The following is a 16,605-nucleotide window of genomic DNA, read 5'->3' on the forward strand; positions in this document are numbered from 1 at the left end:
CCGGGGTGCCGGCCGGAGCGACGCCGGGCCGGGGTGCGGATCGGAGGGGCGGTCCGCACCCGCTCGCGACGGCCCCGGCCCCGGCCCGCTGAACTTCTGTGTCAGCGGCGGGACTTGGCGGCGGCGCGCAGCCATTCACGGTTCATCGCCGCGATGCTCGGCAGCGGGATGCCCTTCGGGCAGGCCGTGGCGCACTCGCCCGCATTGGTGCAGCCGCCGAAGCCCTCCGCGTCCATCGCCGCCACCATGTCCAGGACCCGGCTCTCCCGCTCGGGGGCTCCCTGCGGCAGCGCGGCCAGGTGCACGACCTTCGCCGAGGTGAAGAGCATCGCCGAGCCGTTGGGGCAGGCGGCGACGCACGCCCCGCATCCGATGCACTCGGCGTGCTCGAAGGCGGTCTCGGCCGCTTCCTTCGGTACGGCCGTGGAGTGCGCCTCGGGGGCGCTGCCCGTCGGTGCGGTGATCCAGCCGCCGGATCCGATGATGCGGTCGAAGGCGGACCGGTCGACGACGAGGTCCTTGACGACCGGGAACGCCGCGGCACGCCACGGTTCGATGTCGACGGTGTCGCCGTCCTCGAAGTTCCTCATGTGCAACTGGCAGGCGGTGGTGGCACGTTGAGGGCCGTGCGCCCGCCCGTTGATGACCATGCCGCAGGCTCCGCAGATGCCCTCGCGGCAGTCGTGGTCGAAGGCGACCGGTTCCTCGCCGCGTCCGATGAGGTCCTCGTTGAGGGTATCGAGCATCTCCAGGAAGGACATGTCGGGCGAGATGTCCCGGACCTCGTACGACGTCATGGCACCGGGCTCGGCCGGTCCCGTCTGGCGCCAGATGCGCAGGGTGAGCCTCATGCGTAGCTCCGCTGGGTGGGGTGGACGTGTTCGAAGACCAGGTCTTCCTTGTGCAGGACGGGCGGTACGCCGGTGCCGGTGAACTCCCAGGCGGCGACGTAGGAGAAGTGCGTGTCGTCGCGCGCCGCCTCGCCGCCGTCGGTCCGGCTCTCCTCGCGGAAGTGACCCCCGCAGGACTCGGTGCGGTGCAGCGCGTCGAGGCACATCAGCTCGGCCAACTCCAGATAGTCGGCGACCCGGTTCGCCTTCTCCAGCGACTGGTTGAGCTGCTCGCCGGTGCCCGGGACCCTGACGCGCCGCCAGAACTCCTCGCGCAGCGCGGGGATGCGATCGAGCGCCTTGCGCAGCCCGGTGTCCGTACGGGCCATGCCGCACTCGTTCCACAGCAGTTCGCCGAGTTCGCGGTGGAACGACTCGGGCGTCCGGTCGCCGTTCACCGCCAGCAGCAGGTGGAGCCGGTCCTCGGTGTCGGCGATCGCCTCCTCGACGGCGGGGTGCTCCTCGGAGACCGGCGTGCGCGGATGCCGGGCGAGGAAGTCGCCCAGCATCGGCGGCAGGACGAAGTAGCCGTCGGCCAGGCCCTGCATGAGCGCTGACGCGCCGAGGCGGTTGGCGCCGTGGTCGGAGAAGTTGGCCTCACCGATGGCGAACAGCCCGGGGATCGTGGTCTGCAGGTCGTAGTCGACCCACAGCCCGCCCATCGTGTAGTGGACGGCCGGGTAGATGCGCATCGGCACCTCGTACGGGTTCTCGTCGGTGATGCGCCCGTACATCTCGAAGAGATTTCCGTACCTCTCCTCGACCGCCTCCCGGCCCAGCCGGGCGATGGCGTCCGCGAAGTCGAGATACACACCCTGCCCGCCGGGGCCGACGCCGCGTCCCTCGTCGCAGACGTTCTTGGCCGCACGGGAGGCGATGTCGCGCGGTACGAGATTGCCGAACGAGGGGTAGAGGCGTTCCAGGAAGTAGTCGCGCTCGTCCTCGGGGATCCCGGCCGCCGGGCGCCGGTCGTCACGGGCCTTCGGGACCCAGATCCGCCCGTCGTTGCGCAGGGATTCACTCATCAGCGTCAGCTTCGACTGGTGGTCGCCGGAGCGCGGGATGCAGGTGGGGTGGATCTGGGTGAAGCAGGGGTTGGCGAAGCGGGCGCCGCGCCGGTGCGCCCGCCAGATCGCCGTCGCGTTGGAGTTCTTGGCGTTGGTGGAGAGGTGGAAGACGTTGCCGTAGCCGCCGGTGCCGAGCACGACGGCGTCGGCGAGATGGACCTCGACGCGGCCGGTGACCAGGTCGCGGGCGACGATGCCGCGGGCCCGCCCGTCGACGACGACGAGATCGAGCATCTCGGTGCGCGGGTGCATCTCGACCCGGCCGGCGGCGATCTGCCGGGACAGCGCCTGGTAGGCGCCGAGGAGGAGTTGCTGACCGGTCTGGCCGCGGGCGTAGAAGGTGCGCGAGACCTGGACGCCTCCGAAGGAACGGGTGTCGAGGAGGCCGCCGTACTCGCGGGCGAACGGCACGCCCTGCGCCACGCACTGGTCGATGATCTCGACCGAGATCTGCGCGAGCCGGTGCACGTTCGACTCGCGGGCGCGGAAGTCGCCGCCCTTGACCGTGTCGTAGAAGAGCCGCCGGACCGAGTCTCCGTCGTTGCGGTAGTTCTTGGCGGCGTTGATGCCGCCCTGGGCGGCGATGGAGTGGGCGCGGCGCGGCGAGTCCTGGTGGCAGAACTGCACGACGCGGTAGCCCTGTTCGGCCAGGGTGGCACCCGCGGCCCCGCCCGCCAGGCCGGTGCCGACGACGATGACGGTGTAGCCGCGGCGGTTGGCCGGATTGACCAGTGAGGCCTCGAACCGGCGCTGGTCCCAGCGGTCTTCGACGGCGACGGCAGGGGACTTGGTGTCGGCGAGCGGCTCGCCGGTGGTGTACGAGGCGTAGCAGGGCATGTCAGCTCACCAACCCGGTCATCACCGCGACCGGAACGCTCAGGAAACCGATGGTCAGGATCAGCGCCAGCCCCGTGGCCGTCGCCTTCAGAGCCCGGTGGCGGCGCACGCTGTTCGCGCCGAGCGTCTGGGCCGCGCTCCAGAAGCCGTGGTGGATGTGCAGGCACAGCGCGAGCATCGCCACGACGTAGATGCCACCGCCGTACCAGGTGGAGAAGGAGGCGACGACGTTCTCGTACGGGTGGTGCTCCTGCGCCCGCGGGTTCACGGTCAGCGTCGTCAGGTCGAGGATGTGCCAGACGACGAAGAGCCCGAGGATGACGCCGCCCCAGCGCATGGTGCGGGTCGCGTAGCTCGCGCGCCGGCGGCGGTGGACGTATCCGCTCGGGCGGGCGGCGAGGTCGCGGCGGCTGAGCTGGTACGCGGCGACGGCGTGGAGGACGACCGCGGTGCCGAGCGCGGCACGGGCGATCCAGAGGAACCAGCTCTCGTGCAGCAGAGGTGATCCGGCCGTCCGCAGCCAGGCCGCGTAGGCGTTGAACTCCGCCGCCCCGAAGAAGATCTTGAGATTGCCGAGCATGTGAACGACCAGGTAGAGCAGCATGACCACGCCCGTGGTGGCCATGACCGCCTTCTTTCCGACGGTCGACTGCCAGAGCAGGCGGAGGAGGGTGGGCCGGGACGCCCGGCTCGCGAGTGCCATGACTCCAGACGCTAGGGATCAGGTCTCGACAGGTCCAAGACATGGTCGGGCTGATTTCGATAGCCAGTGGCTATTCATCCTGGGTGACGCCGCCCTATGAGTGTGGCGATCTGTATAGATCTTCCCTATCGTGCGAAGCGTGCAGTTCCAGCAGCTTCTCTACTTCGTGACCGTGGCCGAAACCCGCCACTTCACCCGGGCCGCCGAGCGCGTCCATGTCGCACAGCCCTCGCTTTCACAGCAGATCAGAGCGCTGGAGCGGGAGTTGGGAGCGGAGCTGTTCAGCCGCGCCCGGGGGAACATCGCGCTCACCGACGCGGGCGAGGCTCTGCTGCCGCTGGCCCGCCGCATCCTGGCCGACACCGAGACCGCCCGCTACGAGGTGCAGGAGCTCGTCCAGCTCCGCAGCGGCCGGGTACGGCTCGGCGCCACCCCGAGCCTGTGCACGGGTCTGCTCCCGGACGTCCTGCGCGTCTTCCACGACCTGCATCCGGCCATCCGGCTGGAGCTGGAGGAGAGCGGCTCGCACGACCTCGTACGCGACCTGGCCCGGGGCGCCCTGGACCTCGCGCTGGTGGTGCTGCCGCTGACCGGGCCCTCCCCCGCCCTGACCACCACGGAGCTGCTGCGCGAGGACCTCGTGGTGGTATCCCCGGCGGCCGTGCCGCCCCCGGGCGGCGGGGCTCCCGTGCGGGCCGCCGACCTGCGTGACCGGCCGATGGTGATGTTCCGGCACGGCTACGACCTCAGGGACCTGACCGTCGCCGCCTGCCGGGCCGCCGGTTTCGAGCCGACCTTCACGGTGGAGGGCGGCGAGATGGACGCCGTGCTGGGCTTCGTCCGGGCGGGCCTGGGCATCGCCGTCCTGCCGAGCATGGTGGCCGAGCGCGCGGCCCCCGGACTGCGCACCACCCCGTTCGCCCGGCCCGGCCTGCAGCGCACCATCGCCCTCGCGCACCGTACGGACGTGGCCCCGCCGCGGGCGGCCCGCGAGCTGCGAAGGGTCCTCCTCGTCCATTTGCGGGAGGCCGCGGACCGGGGCAGGCTTCCAGGAGGAACGGAACTGATCGCTCCCGCGTGACGGCATGGCCGGCCGCGCGGTCGGGCGACCCGTTTCCGACCGGTGACTGATGAGTTCCGACAGGGGGACGCTGCCCACTTGAGGGCGCGTCCCTCGATCGCTTAGGTGGTACGGAGCACCCCGCCGGCGGGCGGCAGGGTGCACGAGGTCCCTTCGAGGGAGGATCCGACCGTGCTTCACGAAGACCGGGCGAGCCGGGCCAGGGCGCTGACCCAGGCCGAGGCTCAAGCCCACATCCACGGCATCTGTTTCAAGACCGGTCCGCCCCGCCGCATCGGTGTCGAACTGGAATTTTTCGTCCGGGATCTCAGCGATCCCTCCCTTCCCGTCGACCCCGACCGGCACGCCGCCGCGGTCGCGGACGTGCGTGCTCTGACGCTCGACTCGCCGCTCACCTTCGAACCGGGCGGCCAGCTCGAACTCAGCCCGCCACCGGCCGGCTCCCTCACCGGGTGCATCGAGGGCGCCGCGGCCGATCTCGCGCTCGTCCGCGCGTCTTTGCGCACCCACGGCCTCGGCCTCGTGGGCCATGGATGCGAACCGGTCCACTCCCCCCGCCGCCTCCTCGACCAGCCCCGGTACGCCGCCATGGAGGCGTACTTCGACCGTTGCGGTACCGCGGGCCGCGCCATGATGTGCTCCTCCGCCTCCGTGCAGGTGTGCCTGGACGCGGGCAACGAGGAGCCGGGCCCGCTCGGTTACGGGCGGCGCTGGCGGCTCGCCCATCTCCTCGGCGCCGTGCTGGTCGCCGCGTTCGCCAACTCCCCGACGAGGGAGGGGTGTCGCACCGGCTGGCGCTCCACCCGTCAGGCGGTATGGGCGCAGCTCGACCCGGGCCGTTGCCAAGCGCCCGTCGAGGGGTTCAACCCCAGGGCGGACTGGGCGGCGTACGTGCTCGATGCGCCCGTGATGTGTGTGCGCAGCGAGGACGGTCCGTGGACCGTTCCCGTGGATCTCAGCTTCCGGGAGTGGATCCGGGGCGGGCTTCCGCGGCCGCCCACGCTGGACGACCTCGAGTACCACATCACCACACTCTTTCCGCCGGTCAGACCGCGTGGCCATCTGGAACTGCGCATGATCGACGCCCAGTCCGGCGACGACGGATGGCGTATCCCGCTGGCGGTCACAGCAGCCCTTTTCGACGACCCCGAGTCGTCCGAGGCCGTCTACCGTGCCGTCAAACCCCTGGCCGAGGTGGCGGGTTTCCGGCCCGCGCCCCGCAATCCGCTGTGGGAGACCGCCGCCCGTGACGCCCTGACCGATCCGGAACTGCGCTCCGCCGCGGTGGCCGCGTTCACCGTGGCACAGGAGGCGCTGCCCCGGCTCGGTGCCTCCGATTCGCTCCAGGAGGCGGTCGCCGCCTTCGCCGACCGCTACGTCCTGCGCGGACGATGTCCCGCCGACGATCTACTCGACCCCCGTTCCGGGAAGGACAACCCCTCATGACCGCCACAGGGCCCGCACCCATCGGGGATGCGGAAACGCTTCGGCAGCGTGCCGCGGACGCCCTCGCCACCGCTCGCGAGCGCACCGCCACCCTCACCACCTGCGTCGACGAGCCGGACCTCACCGCCCAGCACTCGCCCCTGATGTCGCCCCTGGTCTGGGACCTGGCACACATCGGGAACCAGGAGGAGCTGTGGCTGCTCCGCGCCGTGGGCGGACGCGACGCACTGCGCCCCGACATCGACAAGGTCTACGACGCCTTCGAGCACCCGCGCGTCGAGCGCCCCTCCCTCCCGCTGCTGCCGCCCGCCGAGGCGCGCGCCTATGTCGCCGACGTCCGCAACCGCGTGCTCGACGTGCTCGAGACCACGGCGCTGGGCGGCGGCAACCGTCTGCTCGACGCCGGTTTCGCCTTCGGGATGATCGCGCAGCACGAACAGCAGCACGACGAGACGATGCTCATCACCCATCAGCTCCGGCGCGGGCCGGCTGCGCTCAGCGCTCCGCCGCCGCCCCGCGCGCCCGCCGGCAGCGCGGCTCTCACCTCCGAAGCCCTCGTCCCCGGCGGCCCGTTCACCATGGGCACCTCGACCGAGCCCTGGGCCCTGGACAACGAGCGCCCGGCCCACCACCGCGACGTGCCCGCCTTCTTCATCGACACCGTCCCCGTCAGCAACGGCGCCTACGAGCGTTTCATCGACGACGGCGGCTACGACGACCCGCGCTGGTGGGCGCCGGAGGGCTGGGCGTACATCCGCGAACACGGCCTGGCCGCACCGCTGTTCTGGCGTCAGGACGGCGGCGGGACCTGGCTGCGCCGCCGGTTCGGGACGACCGAGCCCGTACCGGCCGACGAGCCGGTGCTGCACGTCAGCTGGTACGAGGCCGACGCGTACGCCCGCTGGGCCGGGCGCCGGCTGCCCACGGAGACGGAGTGGGAGAAGGCGGCCCGCCACGACCCGGTCACCGGCCGCTCCCGGCGCTACCCGTGGGGCGACGCGGACCCTGCGCCCGAGCACGCCAACCTCGGCCAGCGCCATCTGCAGCCCGCCCCGGTCGGCAGCTACCCGGAGGGCGCGTCACCGTTGGGTGTACGGCAGTTGATGGGCGATGTGTGGGAGTGGACGTCCAGCGACTTCCTCCCCTACCCCGGGTTCGCGGCCTTCCCGTACCGGGAGTACTCGCAAGTCTTCTTCGGCAGCGAGCACAAGGTGCTGCGGGGCGGGAGCTTCGCGGTGGACGCGGTGGCGTGCCGGGGCACGTTCCGCAACTGGGATCTGCCGGTGCGGCGTCAGATCTTCTCCGGTTTCCGTACGGCCCGCGACGCCGGTCCGGAGTCGGCGTGAGGACTCCGCCGGATTCCGCCGAGGCCCGAAGGGACTGGTCCTGATGTGCCGTCATCTCGCCTACGTAGGGCCGGAGACGACCGTCGGTGCGATCGTTTCCGCGCCCGAGCACAGCCTGTTCCGGCAGTCCTGGGCGCCGCGCCACCAGCGCTACGGGACGGTCAACGCCGACGGCTTCGGCGTCGGCTGGTACGCCGGGGACGACCCCGTACCCGCCCGCTACCGCCGGGCCGTGCCGGTCTGGGCCGACGGCTCGTTCACCGACCTCGCCCGTGTCGTACGCACCACCGCCCTGGTCGCGGCCGTGCGCGACGCCACCCGGGCAGGGGCGGACGGGGAGGCCGCGGCCGCGCCGTTCGCCTCCGGTCCCTGGCTGTTCAGCCACAACGGGGCGGTCCCCGGCTGGCCGGAGTCGATGGCCGCCCTGGCCACCACACTCCCTGCGGTCGACCTGCTGAGCATGGAGGCCCGTACGGACTCCGCGTTCGTGTGGGCACTCGTCCTGCACCGGCTGCGGACCGGCGACGAGCCCGGCCAGGCTCTGGCGGACACCGTCGCCTCGGTCACCGAAGCCGCCCCCGGGGCGCGACTGAACCTGCTGCTCACCGAGGGGACTTCGATCGTCGCCACGGTATGGGGCGACACCCTGTGGTATCTCCCGGACAGCGAACGGCGCGCCGTGACCGTGGCCTCCGAGCCGTACGACGACGACACCCGCTGGAGCGCGGTCCCCGACCGCACTCTTCTCACCGCCACCCGCAACGACGTACTCCTGACACCCCTCAAGGAGCCGAGCCCGTGAGCCCGTTCACCGTCACCCGCACCCTGCCCGCCGACGCCACCGCCGCCGCTCTGCGGTCCGACGTCATGGACGGGCTCACCCGCGACCCCAAGCAGTTGCCGCCCAAGTGGTTCTACGACGCCCACGGCAGCGACCTGTTCGAGGACATCACCCGGCTGCCGGAGTACTACCCGACCCGTGCCGAGCGGGAGATCCTCACCCGTCGCGCCGGCGACATCGCCCAGGCCACCGGCGCGCGCACGCTCGTCGAACTGGGCTCGGGCTCCTCGGAGAAGACCCGCTACCTGCTGGAGGCGCTGTCGGGCCTGGAGGCGTACGTACCCGTGGACGTCAGCGAGTCCGCCCTCACCCAGGCCGGTGAGCACCTGCTCGCCGAGCATCCGGAGCTGACCGTGCACGCCCTGGTGTCGGACTTCCAGAGCGGGCTGGCCCTGCCCGAGACACCGGGGCCGCGGCTGATCGCCTTCCTCGGAGGGACCATCGGCAATCTCCTGCCCGAGGAGCGTGCCGTCTTCCTCAGCGCCGTCAGCTCCCTGATGACCCCGGGCGACTTCCTGCTGCTGGGCACCGACCTGGTCAAGGACGAGGCCACCCTGGTGGCCGCCTACGACGACTCGGCCGGGGTCACCGCGGCCTTCAACAAGAATGTGCTCACCGTCATGAACCGCGAACTGGGCGCCGACTTCGATCCGGACGCCTTCGACCACGTCGCCCGGTGGAACGCGGAGAACGAATGGATCGAGATGCGGCTGCGCGCGCGCAGGGCGCTGACAGCCAAGATCCGCGGGCTGGACCTGGCGGTCGCCTTCGCGGAGGGCGAGGAGATGCGGACGGAGGTGTCCGCCAAGTTCCGCGAGTACCGGGTGCAGTCCGAACTCGGCGCGGCGGGACTGGAGTTGCGGCACTGGTGGACGGATGAGGAGGGCCGCTTCGCCCTGTCGCTGGCGTCCACCGCCGACGGCCGCTGAGGCACGAGGAGCACTGCGGCACGCAGGACGGCCGGGCGCGCGGGGCGCGCCCGGCCGGGCTGGGTCCACGCGGCCCGGGGCGTCAGGTGTCAGGCCCAGGGGGCGTGAGGGCGTGAGGGCGTGAGAGGGCAGGGCGTCAGGGCGTCAGGGCGTCAGATACGAGTGGAAGACGCCCTGGGGGTCGTACGCGGCGCGCACCCTCTGCAGCCGGTCCCAGTCCTCCGGCGCGTACGACCGGCGGGCGCGGGACGGGTCTGCGGTGAGGTCGGTCTCGGCGATGTAGTGGCCGGTGCCGAGCGGTTCGATCGCGTGCATCGCCTCGCGGAGCCAGCGGAAGTTGGCCTCGTCCTCCGCCGGATCGTCCCAGACCGCGAACGGGACGACATAGCTCTCCCCCAGCGCTGAGAAGGCCATGTCCGCGGTGAGCTCCGGCTTGCGGCCAACGGGCGCGACCGGCGCCAGGACGAGTGCCTTGTCGGTGGGGGCCGCCTCGATGGCACCGGCGAGCTTCGTGAGCAGGGTCTCGAAGGCGGCGTCGGACCAGAGGGTGTCGGCGGCGTAGCGGTGCCCGGCGGGCCACGCGTCGCTCGCGGTCCCGTACAGGGAGTCGAGGGGGGTCGGTTCGGCGATCTGACGGGAGAGGGTGCGAGAGGCGAGCGGGCAGTCCCGGAGCGGGGCGAGGGCCTCGGCGGCGTTCCGGTCCGTGTCCGAGAACGCGGTGGCGCTGATGGTGACGGTCCTGGGCGGTGGCCCATCCGTCACGAGCGAGGGGTCGGCCGTGCCCAGGATGAAGCCGAGTTCGACGTTGGGGGGCAGGCGGGGCGCGGCCTCCGCGGCCCACCGGACGGCGGCGCCGGTCTCGGTCAGCGGAAGGACGTACTGGGTGGTCATGACCGAGGACGGGCGCGGGTGCAGCCGTAGGCGGAAGGCGGTGACCACGCCGAAGAAACCGGGTCCGGCGCCACGCGCGGCCCAGAACAGGTCCGGATGCTCATCGGCGTTGCACCGGACCGTCCCCCCCTCGGCCGTCACCACCTCGACCTCCTCGACGCTCGCGCAGGCGGGTCCCCAGAGGCCGGAGTTCCAGCCGAGACCGCCGCTGAGGAGGTAGCCGCCGAGCGCGACGGTGGCGCAGTGGCCCGCGGGAAAGGCGAGTTCACGGCGCATCAGTTCCATGGCGAGTTCGCTGCCGATGACGCCGGGCTGGACGGTCGCGGTGGCCGAAGCCGTGTCGATGTCCATACGGCGGAGCTGTGAGAGGTCCAGCAGCATCCCGCTGTCGCGCAGTGGCGAACCGCACCAACTGTGCCCGCCCGCGCGCATGGCGATGCGCATGCCGCGGGAGCGGGCCAGCTCCACCGCGGCCGGTACATCCTTCTCGGAGGCCGCACTGACGATGACTTCCGGGTAGCGTCGCGGCCTGACGCGGTTCCACAACACCCCCTCCCATGCGCGGTCGTAGCCGGGATCGCCTCTCCACAGCACCTCGCCCTCGATGCCGGGGGCCGATGTCCGTCCGCTCATGTCCGCCTCCTCGCGGTCCGGGTGCTCCGCCTCAGGGCGTGCGCAAGGGCACGGTAGTGGGTGAGCCCGGGATCGGGGGGAGGGCGGTTCCGGCGCCACCGCGGGGCGAAGGCGACTCGTGTCCCGGCACCATCGCGGGACGACACCGTCGGGGGTCCGGTCACCTCACTGCCGCGCCGGACCGGAGCGGCATCGGGGCGGCCGTCCATCAGTCGGCGGTGGTCAGCCCGAAGATGAGGAGCAGCAGCGCGTAGCACGCCACCACGACGAGGGCGCCCAGCATATGGAAGCGGATTCCGGGCTGCCCGCGTGGCGCCAGCCAGCGGTCGAACACCCGGGTCACCAACGGCATCAGAACCCACGTCAGCAGCGCCACACTGCAGACATTGCCGATGAAGAGTCCGAACCAGGCGGTGACGCCCAGGTTGTTGAGCTCGAATCCCACCGTCAGATTCAGGACCATGACCGTGGGATACAGGGCCAGCAGAACGGTCATGGCCTGCTTCCAGTTGGGCGGAATCCCCTTTTCCGTCCCTTCCTCGAAGCGGAACCATCCGCTGAACGGCGAGCCGACCTTGCGTACGTCGTAGGACGTGAAAAGGCCACGGCCCTCGTCCAGGAGCTTCTCCCGCGTACCGGAGTCCAGCCAGCGGTCGAGGTGCTCCCGGGTGTCGAACCGGAAAGCGACGACCCAGTTGTCCTGGACACCGGCCACGGGTCGGAACATCTCCGACCCCATGAACCCGGGGAAGGACTGCTGCGCCTTCAGGACTTTCTCCTGCCATCGCTGGAAGTCCTCCGCACGCTCGGGCGGCACGTCATGGGAGATCACCGCGGTGACGCCGCTCTCCTTGGCCCGGGACCCACCGGCGAGCACCTCCTGCGTCGGCTCCTCCTCCAGCAACGGCCGTTCCTCGTCGAGGAGTTCACGACGCGCCCCGGAGTCCAGCCATGCGGTGAGCTGCTCAAGACGCGAGAAGCGGAAAACGACCGTCCACTCGTTCTCGGCGCCGGCACCGGGCGGGTAGAGCTCTGTGCCCTCGAAGCCGTCGAAACGCCGGACGATACGGTTCGTCTTCTCCTGCCAGCTCTGGTAGTCGTCGTCCAGACCCGGACGAACCTTCTGCGAGGTCACGACCGTTGCGCCGTCCCCGCGTGCGCTCCGATTCACCCCACCAGCGTAGCGCCGTCAGCATTTATGCGGCAAATTGGTGCATAGAGGGCCAATACCTCTAGCGCATTGCGCAGACGGGAGGCACGGAGATGGGACACAAGGAGTTCCTGGCAGAGGCGGCGCGGCTGGCCACCGAATCCGTGGAGAAGGGCTGGGGCGGACCATTCGGGTCCGTCATCACCCAGGACGACGAGATCATCGCCCGCGGCCAGAACCGCGTGCTGCTGACCGCCGATCCGACCGCACACGGCGAGGTCGAGGCCATCCGCAAGGCGGTTCAGCTCCTCAACCCCGAGGCACCCTCGGTCTCGGAGGAGCATCAGAACGAATTCACCCTGGAGTTGATACCTCGCCCCGAGGGCTCCCCCGACGTCGTCCCCGAGCGCGCCCGGATGCTGCAGGGCTGCACGATCTACACCAGCGGCGCGCCCTGCCCCATGTGCATGAGCGCGATCTACTGGTCGCGGATCGGCGCCGTCTACTACAGCTGCGACTGGGACGCCACCGAGGACATCGGGTTCAGCGACGCCTTCCAGTACGAGGACTTCCAGCGGCCCACCAGTGAACGCAGCATCACGGTCGAGCAGCTCTACCCCGAGGTGGGCGCGCGGGCCTACGACGCCTGGGAGCACAAGAAGGACAAGCACCCGTACTGAGACTCGTCCTGACTGTCCGTCAATCGCAGACCCTCGTCGGCGCCCCGCCCGGCGTCACCCCTCGCCGGCGGGGGCCTCGACGACGATCCGGGCCTCCGTGTCGTAGAAGCACAGGTGGTCCTTGATCGCCTCGACGCCGGGCCGCGGGTCCGGGTAGGCCCACACCACGTCGGCCTTCACCGCGCCGTCGCCACCGCGGTAGGACCAGTACGACGCGTCGCCCTTGAACGGGCAGTGGGTGCTCGTGTCGGTGGGCTCGAAGAGCTCCAGAGCCACGTCCTGCGGGGGCAGGTAGTACCGGACCGGCATCCCGGTCTCGTGCACCAGCACCGGGCTGTCCGACGCGGCTACGACCCGGCCGTCGATCTCGACCGTGACGTGCTGCGCGCCGGGAACCGCTACAACGGTGTGTCCGCCTGCCATCGGTACTCCTTGGTTCGTCGAGGACCCCGGGAGCCAGGAGCGGCTCCGGGCCGTACCTCGTACAACGTTCCCGCGGGGACCTTGATTCCGCGCGCCCGGACTCCGCCCGGACCATGTCGCCTCGGTCAGGAGCGAAGGACGGCGTTGCGCCCCTCGTCAGGGTCCGGCGGGGTCCGTGCGAGTGGGACGGCACTCCCGCCCCCGGTTGCGGCGGTGGGCGAGGTGTGCAGGGGCGCATGGATCCCGTACGGACCGGCTTCGCCCGCCGGCACTCCACCGGCCGCCTCCTCCCCCGCCACCGCGACTTGCGCGGCACGGGCCAGCGCGCCCCGGTCGCGGCGGGCGGCAAGCGGAAGGGGCGGCAGCACCGTCACCTCGGCCACCAGGCCCCGGGCGGCCACGACCCGCCGCAGCGAGGCGAGCAGGGTGTCGTCGCCGACGAAGGCGGCTGCGGAGGCCGTACGGGTTCCCGCCGGGGTCCTCAGTCGATAGCGGATCCGGACGGGCCGTACGGGCGCTCCGGCGTCGAGGGCGGCCTGGAAGACGGCGTTCCGGAATCGTCCGTACACACCGCCGCACCAGGTGCTGCCCTCGGGGAAGGCCACGACCGTCGAGCCCGCGCGCAGCGCCCCGGCCATCTCGGCGACCGTCCCCGGCAGGGCCCGCAGCCGGTCCCGTTCCAGGAAGATCGTCGCACCCCTGGCCGCGAGCGGGCCGAGAACCGGGTACGCGCCGACCTCGCTCTTGGCGAGATTCCGTCCGGGCCGCACCGACGCGAGCAGCGGCACGTCCAGCCACGAGACGTGGTTGGCCACGACGAGGGCGCCGCCGGGAACACGTACCGGCCCGTCGCCCTCGCCGCCGATGACCTCGATCCGTACGCCGAAGGCCAGGACCACCGCACGGCACCAGCGGGCGGTCAGCCGGTCCCGACGGGCCGCGGAACAGCGCCGGGCCGGCGGCGAGAGCACGATGCCCACGAGCAGCACGGTCGCGGCCGTGAACCACCGGACCGCCCGGCGCACGCCCGCGACGGCCTGCCCGGGGTCCGCGAGGCAGCTCTCGGGAGTGCAGGGCGCACGCGGCAGCCAGGGACTCGCAGCCGGCCCGCGCTCCGGACCGGCGTCCGCGCGCGCTCTCGCCGTCGCGGGCACGCCCACGCTGGTCATGGCGCCGGGGCCAGGGAGAGGAAATGGCGCAGATAGCGCGGGTCCGTACGGCGCAGGGAGAGCAGCACGTACATGTCGGCGACCCCGAAGTCCGGGTCGTGCGCGGGCTCCCCGCAGACCCAGGCACCCAGCCGCAGATAGCCGCGGAGCAGCGGCGGCAGCGGGGTGCGGCCGGAGCGGGGCAGGCGGTCGGGGTACCAGGGCAGGCGCGGGGTGACGCGGTACTCCTCGGGCGAGAGGTGCCGGGCGGAGACGGTGTCCCATACGCCCGCAGCGAGAGCGCCGCCGTCGGCGAGCGGGATCGAGCAGCAGCCGGCGAGCCAGTTGTGCCCGGCGTCGGTGAGGTAGCGGGCTATACCGGCCCACATGAGGGAGATGACGGCGCCGTCCCGGTGGTCGGGGTGCACGCAGGAGCGCCCGACCTCGACGAGGTCGCCGCGGATCCCGGCAAGGGCGGAGAGGTCGAACTCGGACTCCGAGTAGAGCCGTCCGGCGACGGCGGCGCGTCCGGGCGGCAGCAGCCGGTAGGTGCCGACGACGGCGCCGGTGCTGTCCTCGCGCACGAGCAGGTGTTCGCAGTACGCGTCGAAGGCGTCGACGTCCAGTCCGGGCTCCGAGGTGGCGAGCAGCGCCCCCATCTCCGTGGCGAAGACGTCGTGGCGCAGGCGCTGGGCGGCCCGTACGTCATGCTCGTCACGGGCCAGCGCAACGGAGTAGCGGGGGCGGACGGCTGCGGAGGGTGGGGCGGGGGCCAGGGGCGGTGAAGTGGTCATGGGTCCTTGATGGCCGGGCAGGCTGGCCTTGACGTGACCGTTTCGGGTTCGGCGGATGTGCGGTGGCTGAATGGCTGGGGCACGGTGGACTGAGCAGGGAAACCGGCCCCGTCGGGGCCCGTCACCAGGGAGAGGCCATGTCCGCTCACACCTACCGGGTCACCGAGATCGTCGGGTCCTCGCCGGATGGCATCGACGCCGCGATCCGCAACGGGATCAAGCGCGCGTCGCAGACGCTGCGCCAACTCGACTGGTTCGAGGTGACGCAGATGCGCGGGCACATCGTGGACGGCGAGATCGAGCACTTCCAGGTGGGCCTGAAGGTCGGCTTCCGGCTCGAGGACAACGAGGCGTAATCGCTGCTGCACGCGGCGCCGGGCGTGGGAGCGGCCCGGCTCCGCGGGCGGGCCCCCGGCGGTCCCCGGTCCGGCCCGGCACGGGCGCCGAGATCGGTCCGGACCCGACGCGTGGTCCGGCCCGGCACGGGCGCCGAGATCGGTCCGGACACGGCTCGGGACACCGGCCGGCGACACGGCGCGGGATCCGCCTCGGCGGGCTCCGCCGTTCGGGGTGTTCATCGCCCGGGCAGCGCAAGAGATCGGGCATATAAAGAGGAAAGCGGGCAAGCTGGATAAAGGGCGTCATCCACCGCGCCTTCCGCTACGTTCTCTCAGGGGAGGACTCACGTGCCCGGAAGCCTTGAGCAGTTGCGCCGTTGCTCGGTCGCCGTCGACCTCGGTGCCTGCAGGACCAGGGTGTACCTCAAGGGCACCGGCCTGGTCGTCGACGAGCCCAGCGTGGCCGCCGTGAACACCCGTACCGGTGCGCTGCTCGCCGTCGGCGAACTGGCCGAGAAGATGACCGGCCGCACCCCCGAGCACATCCGGGTCGTCCGCCCCATCTCGGGCGGCACCGTCGTCGACATCGACATGGCGCAGCGGATGCTCCGTCAGCTCATCGGCAACAAGCTCCGCAAGGCATGGCGCCGCAAGCCCACCCTGCGGATCGCAGCCTGCACCCCGCACGACAGCGAGCCCCTCACCCAGCGCGCCGCAGTCGAGACGCTCACGGCACTGGGCGCCCGGCGCGTGGAGCTGGCCGACACCCTCATCTGCGCGGCGGTGGGATGCGGACTGCCCGTCGAGCAGCCCGAAGCGACGATGATCGTGGTCTGCGGAGCGGCGACCAGCCAGGTGGCCGTGCTCTCCCTGGGTTCGATCGTCGCCGCCGAGACCATCCCGGTGGGCGGCAACTCCATCGACCACGCGGTGGTGGAACACCTGCGCAGCGAGCACGAGTTGATGCTGCCCAACCTCGCGGTGCGCCCCCTGCACCTGGTCCTCCACGCGACCGACGAGGCCCCGGACCGGGCCGAGGTGCACGGCAGGGACGTGACCACCGGCCTGGCCAGATCGGTGGTCGTGGACACCGCGGGCGTACGGCGGGCCATCGGCACCCCGCTCACCGGGGTGCTCGACGGCATCCGCTCAGTGCTCCGCCGCTGCCCCCCGGACCTGGTCGCCGACCTCTCCGACCGCGGCATCATGCTGGCCGGCGGCAGCGCCCTGCTGCCGGGTCTCGACACCATGCTCAGCCGGGCGACCGGGATGCCCGCGCACACCGCCGAGCGCCCCGACACCTGTGCCGTTCGGGGACTGGGAGAGATGCTGGAGGGCAAGGTCCGGCCGCTGCACCTGGATCCGCTCGCGGGCTGACCGCGCCGGCGCCGTTGCGGCCCTGATACGA

16 protein-coding genes are annotated in these 16,605 nt (G+C 71.7%); 8 read left to right on the forward strand and 8 right to left on the reverse strand.

What is annotated here, in order from left to right; all coding sequences use genetic code 11:
• Window positions 1-101 precede the first annotated feature (101 nt).
• Genes ACGFNH_RS16330 through ACGFNH_RS16340 form a run of 3 tightly spaced genes read right to left on the reverse strand, consistent with a single transcriptional unit; the run spans window position 102 to window position 3,497 of the window.
• A complete protein-coding gene (locus tag ACGFNH_RS16330) occupies window positions 102-851 on the reverse strand; it encodes a succinate dehydrogenase/fumarate reductase iron-sulfur subunit (protein ID WP_393654115.1) in 750 nt (249 codons plus the stop codon).
• Complete coding sequence (locus ACGFNH_RS16335) at window positions 848-2,794, reverse strand: fumarate reductase/succinate dehydrogenase flavoprotein subunit (protein ID WP_393654117.1); 1,947 nt, start codon at window positions 2,792-2,794, stop codon at window positions 848-850. The genes ACGFNH_RS16330 and ACGFNH_RS16335 overlap by 4 nt, the downstream gene beginning before the upstream one ends.
• A 1-nt stretch (window position 2,795) precedes the next feature.
• Entirely contained in the window at window positions 2,796-3,497 is a 702-nt protein-coding gene (locus ACGFNH_RS16340) for a succinate dehydrogenase cytochrome b subunit (protein WP_393654119.1), read from the reverse strand.
• Window positions 3,498-3,636: 139 nt separating this feature from the next.
• Here ACGFNH_RS16340 and ACGFNH_RS16345 point away from each other — a divergent pair, with 139 nt between their 5' ends.
• The 5 genes from ACGFNH_RS16345 (at window position 3,637) to egtD (ending at window position 9,140) form a co-directional block, all read left to right on the forward strand.
• The gene (locus ACGFNH_RS16345) at window positions 3,637-4,578 is read left to right on the forward strand and encodes a LysR family transcriptional regulator (protein WP_393654121.1); all 942 of its coding nucleotides are present in this window, start codon (window positions 3,637-3,639) and stop codon (window positions 4,576-4,578) included.
• Between the two features lie 171 nt (window positions 4,579-4,749).
• Window positions 4,750-6,024, forward strand: a complete 1,275-nt coding sequence (egtA, locus tag ACGFNH_RS16350; RefSeq protein ID WP_393654123.1) for an ergothioneine biosynthesis glutamate--cysteine ligase EgtA — start codon at window positions 4,750-4,752, stop codon at window positions 6,022-6,024.
• Window positions 6,021-7,370, forward strand: a complete 1,350-nt coding sequence (egtB, locus tag ACGFNH_RS16355; RefSeq protein WP_393654125.1) for an ergothioneine biosynthesis protein EgtB — start codon at window positions 6,021-6,023, stop codon at window positions 7,368-7,370. Before egtA ends, egtB begins: the two co-directional genes overlap by 4 nt.
• 43 nt (window positions 7,371-7,413) lie before the next feature.
• On the forward strand, window positions 7,414-8,172 hold the full coding sequence (gene egtC, locus ACGFNH_RS16360) for an ergothioneine biosynthesis protein EgtC (RefSeq protein WP_393654127.1): 759 nt from the start codon (window positions 7,414-7,416) through the stop codon (window positions 8,170-8,172).
• On the forward strand, window positions 8,169-9,140 hold the full coding sequence (gene egtD / locus ACGFNH_RS16365; RefSeq protein ID WP_393654129.1) for an L-histidine N(alpha)-methyltransferase: 972 nt from the start codon (window positions 8,169-8,171) through the stop codon (window positions 9,138-9,140). Before egtC ends, egtD begins: the two co-directional genes overlap by 4 nt.
• Before the next feature lie 144 nt (window positions 9,141-9,284).
• Here the strand turns inward: egtD and ACGFNH_RS16370 are convergent, their stop codons facing one another.
• A complete protein-coding gene (locus ACGFNH_RS16370; protein ID WP_393654131.1) occupies window positions 9,285-10,664 on the reverse strand; it encodes an FAD-binding oxidoreductase in 1,380 nt (459 codons plus the stop codon).
• A gap of 208 nt (window positions 10,665-10,872) precedes the next feature.
• The gene (locus tag ACGFNH_RS16375; protein WP_393654133.1) at window positions 10,873-11,835 is read right to left on the reverse strand and encodes an antibiotic biosynthesis monooxygenase; all 963 of its coding nucleotides are present in this window, start codon (window positions 11,833-11,835) and stop codon (window positions 10,873-10,875) included.
• Between the two features lie 92 nt (window positions 11,836-11,927).
• Here ACGFNH_RS16375 and ACGFNH_RS16380 point away from each other — a divergent pair, with 92 nt between their 5' ends.
• On the forward strand, window positions 11,928-12,494 hold the full coding sequence (locus ACGFNH_RS16380; RefSeq protein WP_393654135.1) for a nucleoside deaminase: 567 nt from the start codon (window positions 11,928-11,930) through the stop codon (window positions 12,492-12,494).
• A gap of 54 nt (window positions 12,495-12,548) precedes the next feature.
• Here the strand turns inward: ACGFNH_RS16380 and ACGFNH_RS16385 are convergent, their stop codons facing one another.
• From ACGFNH_RS16385 to ACGFNH_RS16395, 3 genes are all read right to left on the reverse strand, one after another.
• A complete protein-coding gene (locus tag ACGFNH_RS16385) occupies window positions 12,549-12,917 on the reverse strand; it encodes a DUF427 domain-containing protein (protein ID WP_393654137.1) in 369 nt (122 codons plus the stop codon).
• Between the two features lie 125 nt (window positions 12,918-13,042).
• Window positions 13,043-14,086 (reverse strand): lysophospholipid acyltransferase family protein, encoded by a 1,044-nt coding sequence (locus ACGFNH_RS16390; RefSeq protein WP_393654139.1) that lies wholly within the window; start codon window positions 14,084-14,086, stop codon window positions 13,043-13,045.
• Complete coding sequence (locus ACGFNH_RS16395) at window positions 14,083-14,859, reverse strand: GNAT family N-acetyltransferase (RefSeq protein ID WP_393654141.1); 777 nt, start codon at window positions 14,857-14,859, stop codon at window positions 14,083-14,085. The genes ACGFNH_RS16390 and ACGFNH_RS16395 overlap by 4 nt, the downstream gene beginning before the upstream one ends.
• Window positions 14,860-14,996: 137 nt before the next feature.
• Between ACGFNH_RS16395 and ACGFNH_RS16400 the strand changes: the two genes are divergently transcribed.
• Complete coding sequence (locus tag ACGFNH_RS16400) at window positions 14,997-15,215, forward strand: dodecin (protein WP_393654143.1); 219 nt, start codon at window positions 14,997-14,999, stop codon at window positions 15,213-15,215.
• A gap of 330 nt (window positions 15,216-15,545) precedes the next feature.
• Window positions 15,546-16,574: a rod shape-determining protein gene (locus ACGFNH_RS16405; protein WP_393654145.1), complete on the forward strand. Its 1,029-nt coding sequence runs from the start codon at window positions 15,546-15,548 to the stop codon at window positions 16,572-16,574.
• Window positions 16,575-16,605: the final 31 nt, after the last annotated feature.

It is taken from the genome of Streptomyces sp. NPDC048639, from assembly GCF_043199075.1.
Lineage (GTDB): Bacteria > Actinomycetota > Actinomycetes > Streptomycetales > Streptomycetaceae > Streptomyces.

Bases quoted from the DNA above. Each gene is read 5' to 3' on its own strand.
- ACGFNH_RS16385 (WP_393654137.1), bottom strand. From the start codon at position 12,917: ATGGCAGGCGGACACACCGTTGTAGCGGTTCCCGGCGCGCAGCACGTC.
- ACGFNH_RS16340 (WP_393654119.1), bottom strand. From the start codon at position 3,497: ATGGCACTCGCGAGCCGGGCGTCCCGGCCCACCCTCCTCCGCCTGCTC.
- ACGFNH_RS16330 (WP_393654115.1), bottom strand. From the start codon at position 851: ATGAGGCTCACCCTGCGCATCTGGCGCCAGACGGGACCGGCCGAGCCC.
- ACGFNH_RS16400 (WP_393654143.1), top strand. From the start codon at position 14,997: ATGTCCGCTCACACCTACCGGGTCACCGAGATCGTCGGGTCCTCGCCG.
- egtC (WP_393654127.1), top strand. From the start codon at position 7,414: ATGTGCCGTCATCTCGCCTACGTAGGGCCGGAGACGACCGTCGGTGCG.
- ACGFNH_RS16395 (WP_393654141.1), bottom strand. From the start codon at position 14,859: ATGACCACTTCACCGCCCCTGGCCCCCGCCCCACCCTCCGCAGCCGTC.
- ACGFNH_RS16390 (WP_393654139.1), bottom strand. From the start codon at position 14,086: ATGACCAGCGTGGGCGTGCCCGCGACGGCGAGAGCGCGCGCGGACGCC.
- ACGFNH_RS16380 (WP_393654135.1), top strand. From the start codon at position 11,928: ATGGGACACAAGGAGTTCCTGGCAGAGGCGGCGCGGCTGGCCACCGAA.
- ACGFNH_RS16335 (WP_393654117.1), bottom strand. From the start codon at position 2,794: ATGCCCTGCTACGCCTCGTACACCACCGGCGAGCCGCTCGCCGACACC.
- ACGFNH_RS16370 (WP_393654131.1), bottom strand. From the start codon at position 10,664: ATGAGCGGACGGACATCGGCCCCCGGCATCGAGGGCGAGGTGCTGTGG.
- egtB (WP_393654125.1), top strand. From the start codon at position 6,021: ATGACCGCCACAGGGCCCGCACCCATCGGGGATGCGGAAACGCTTCGG.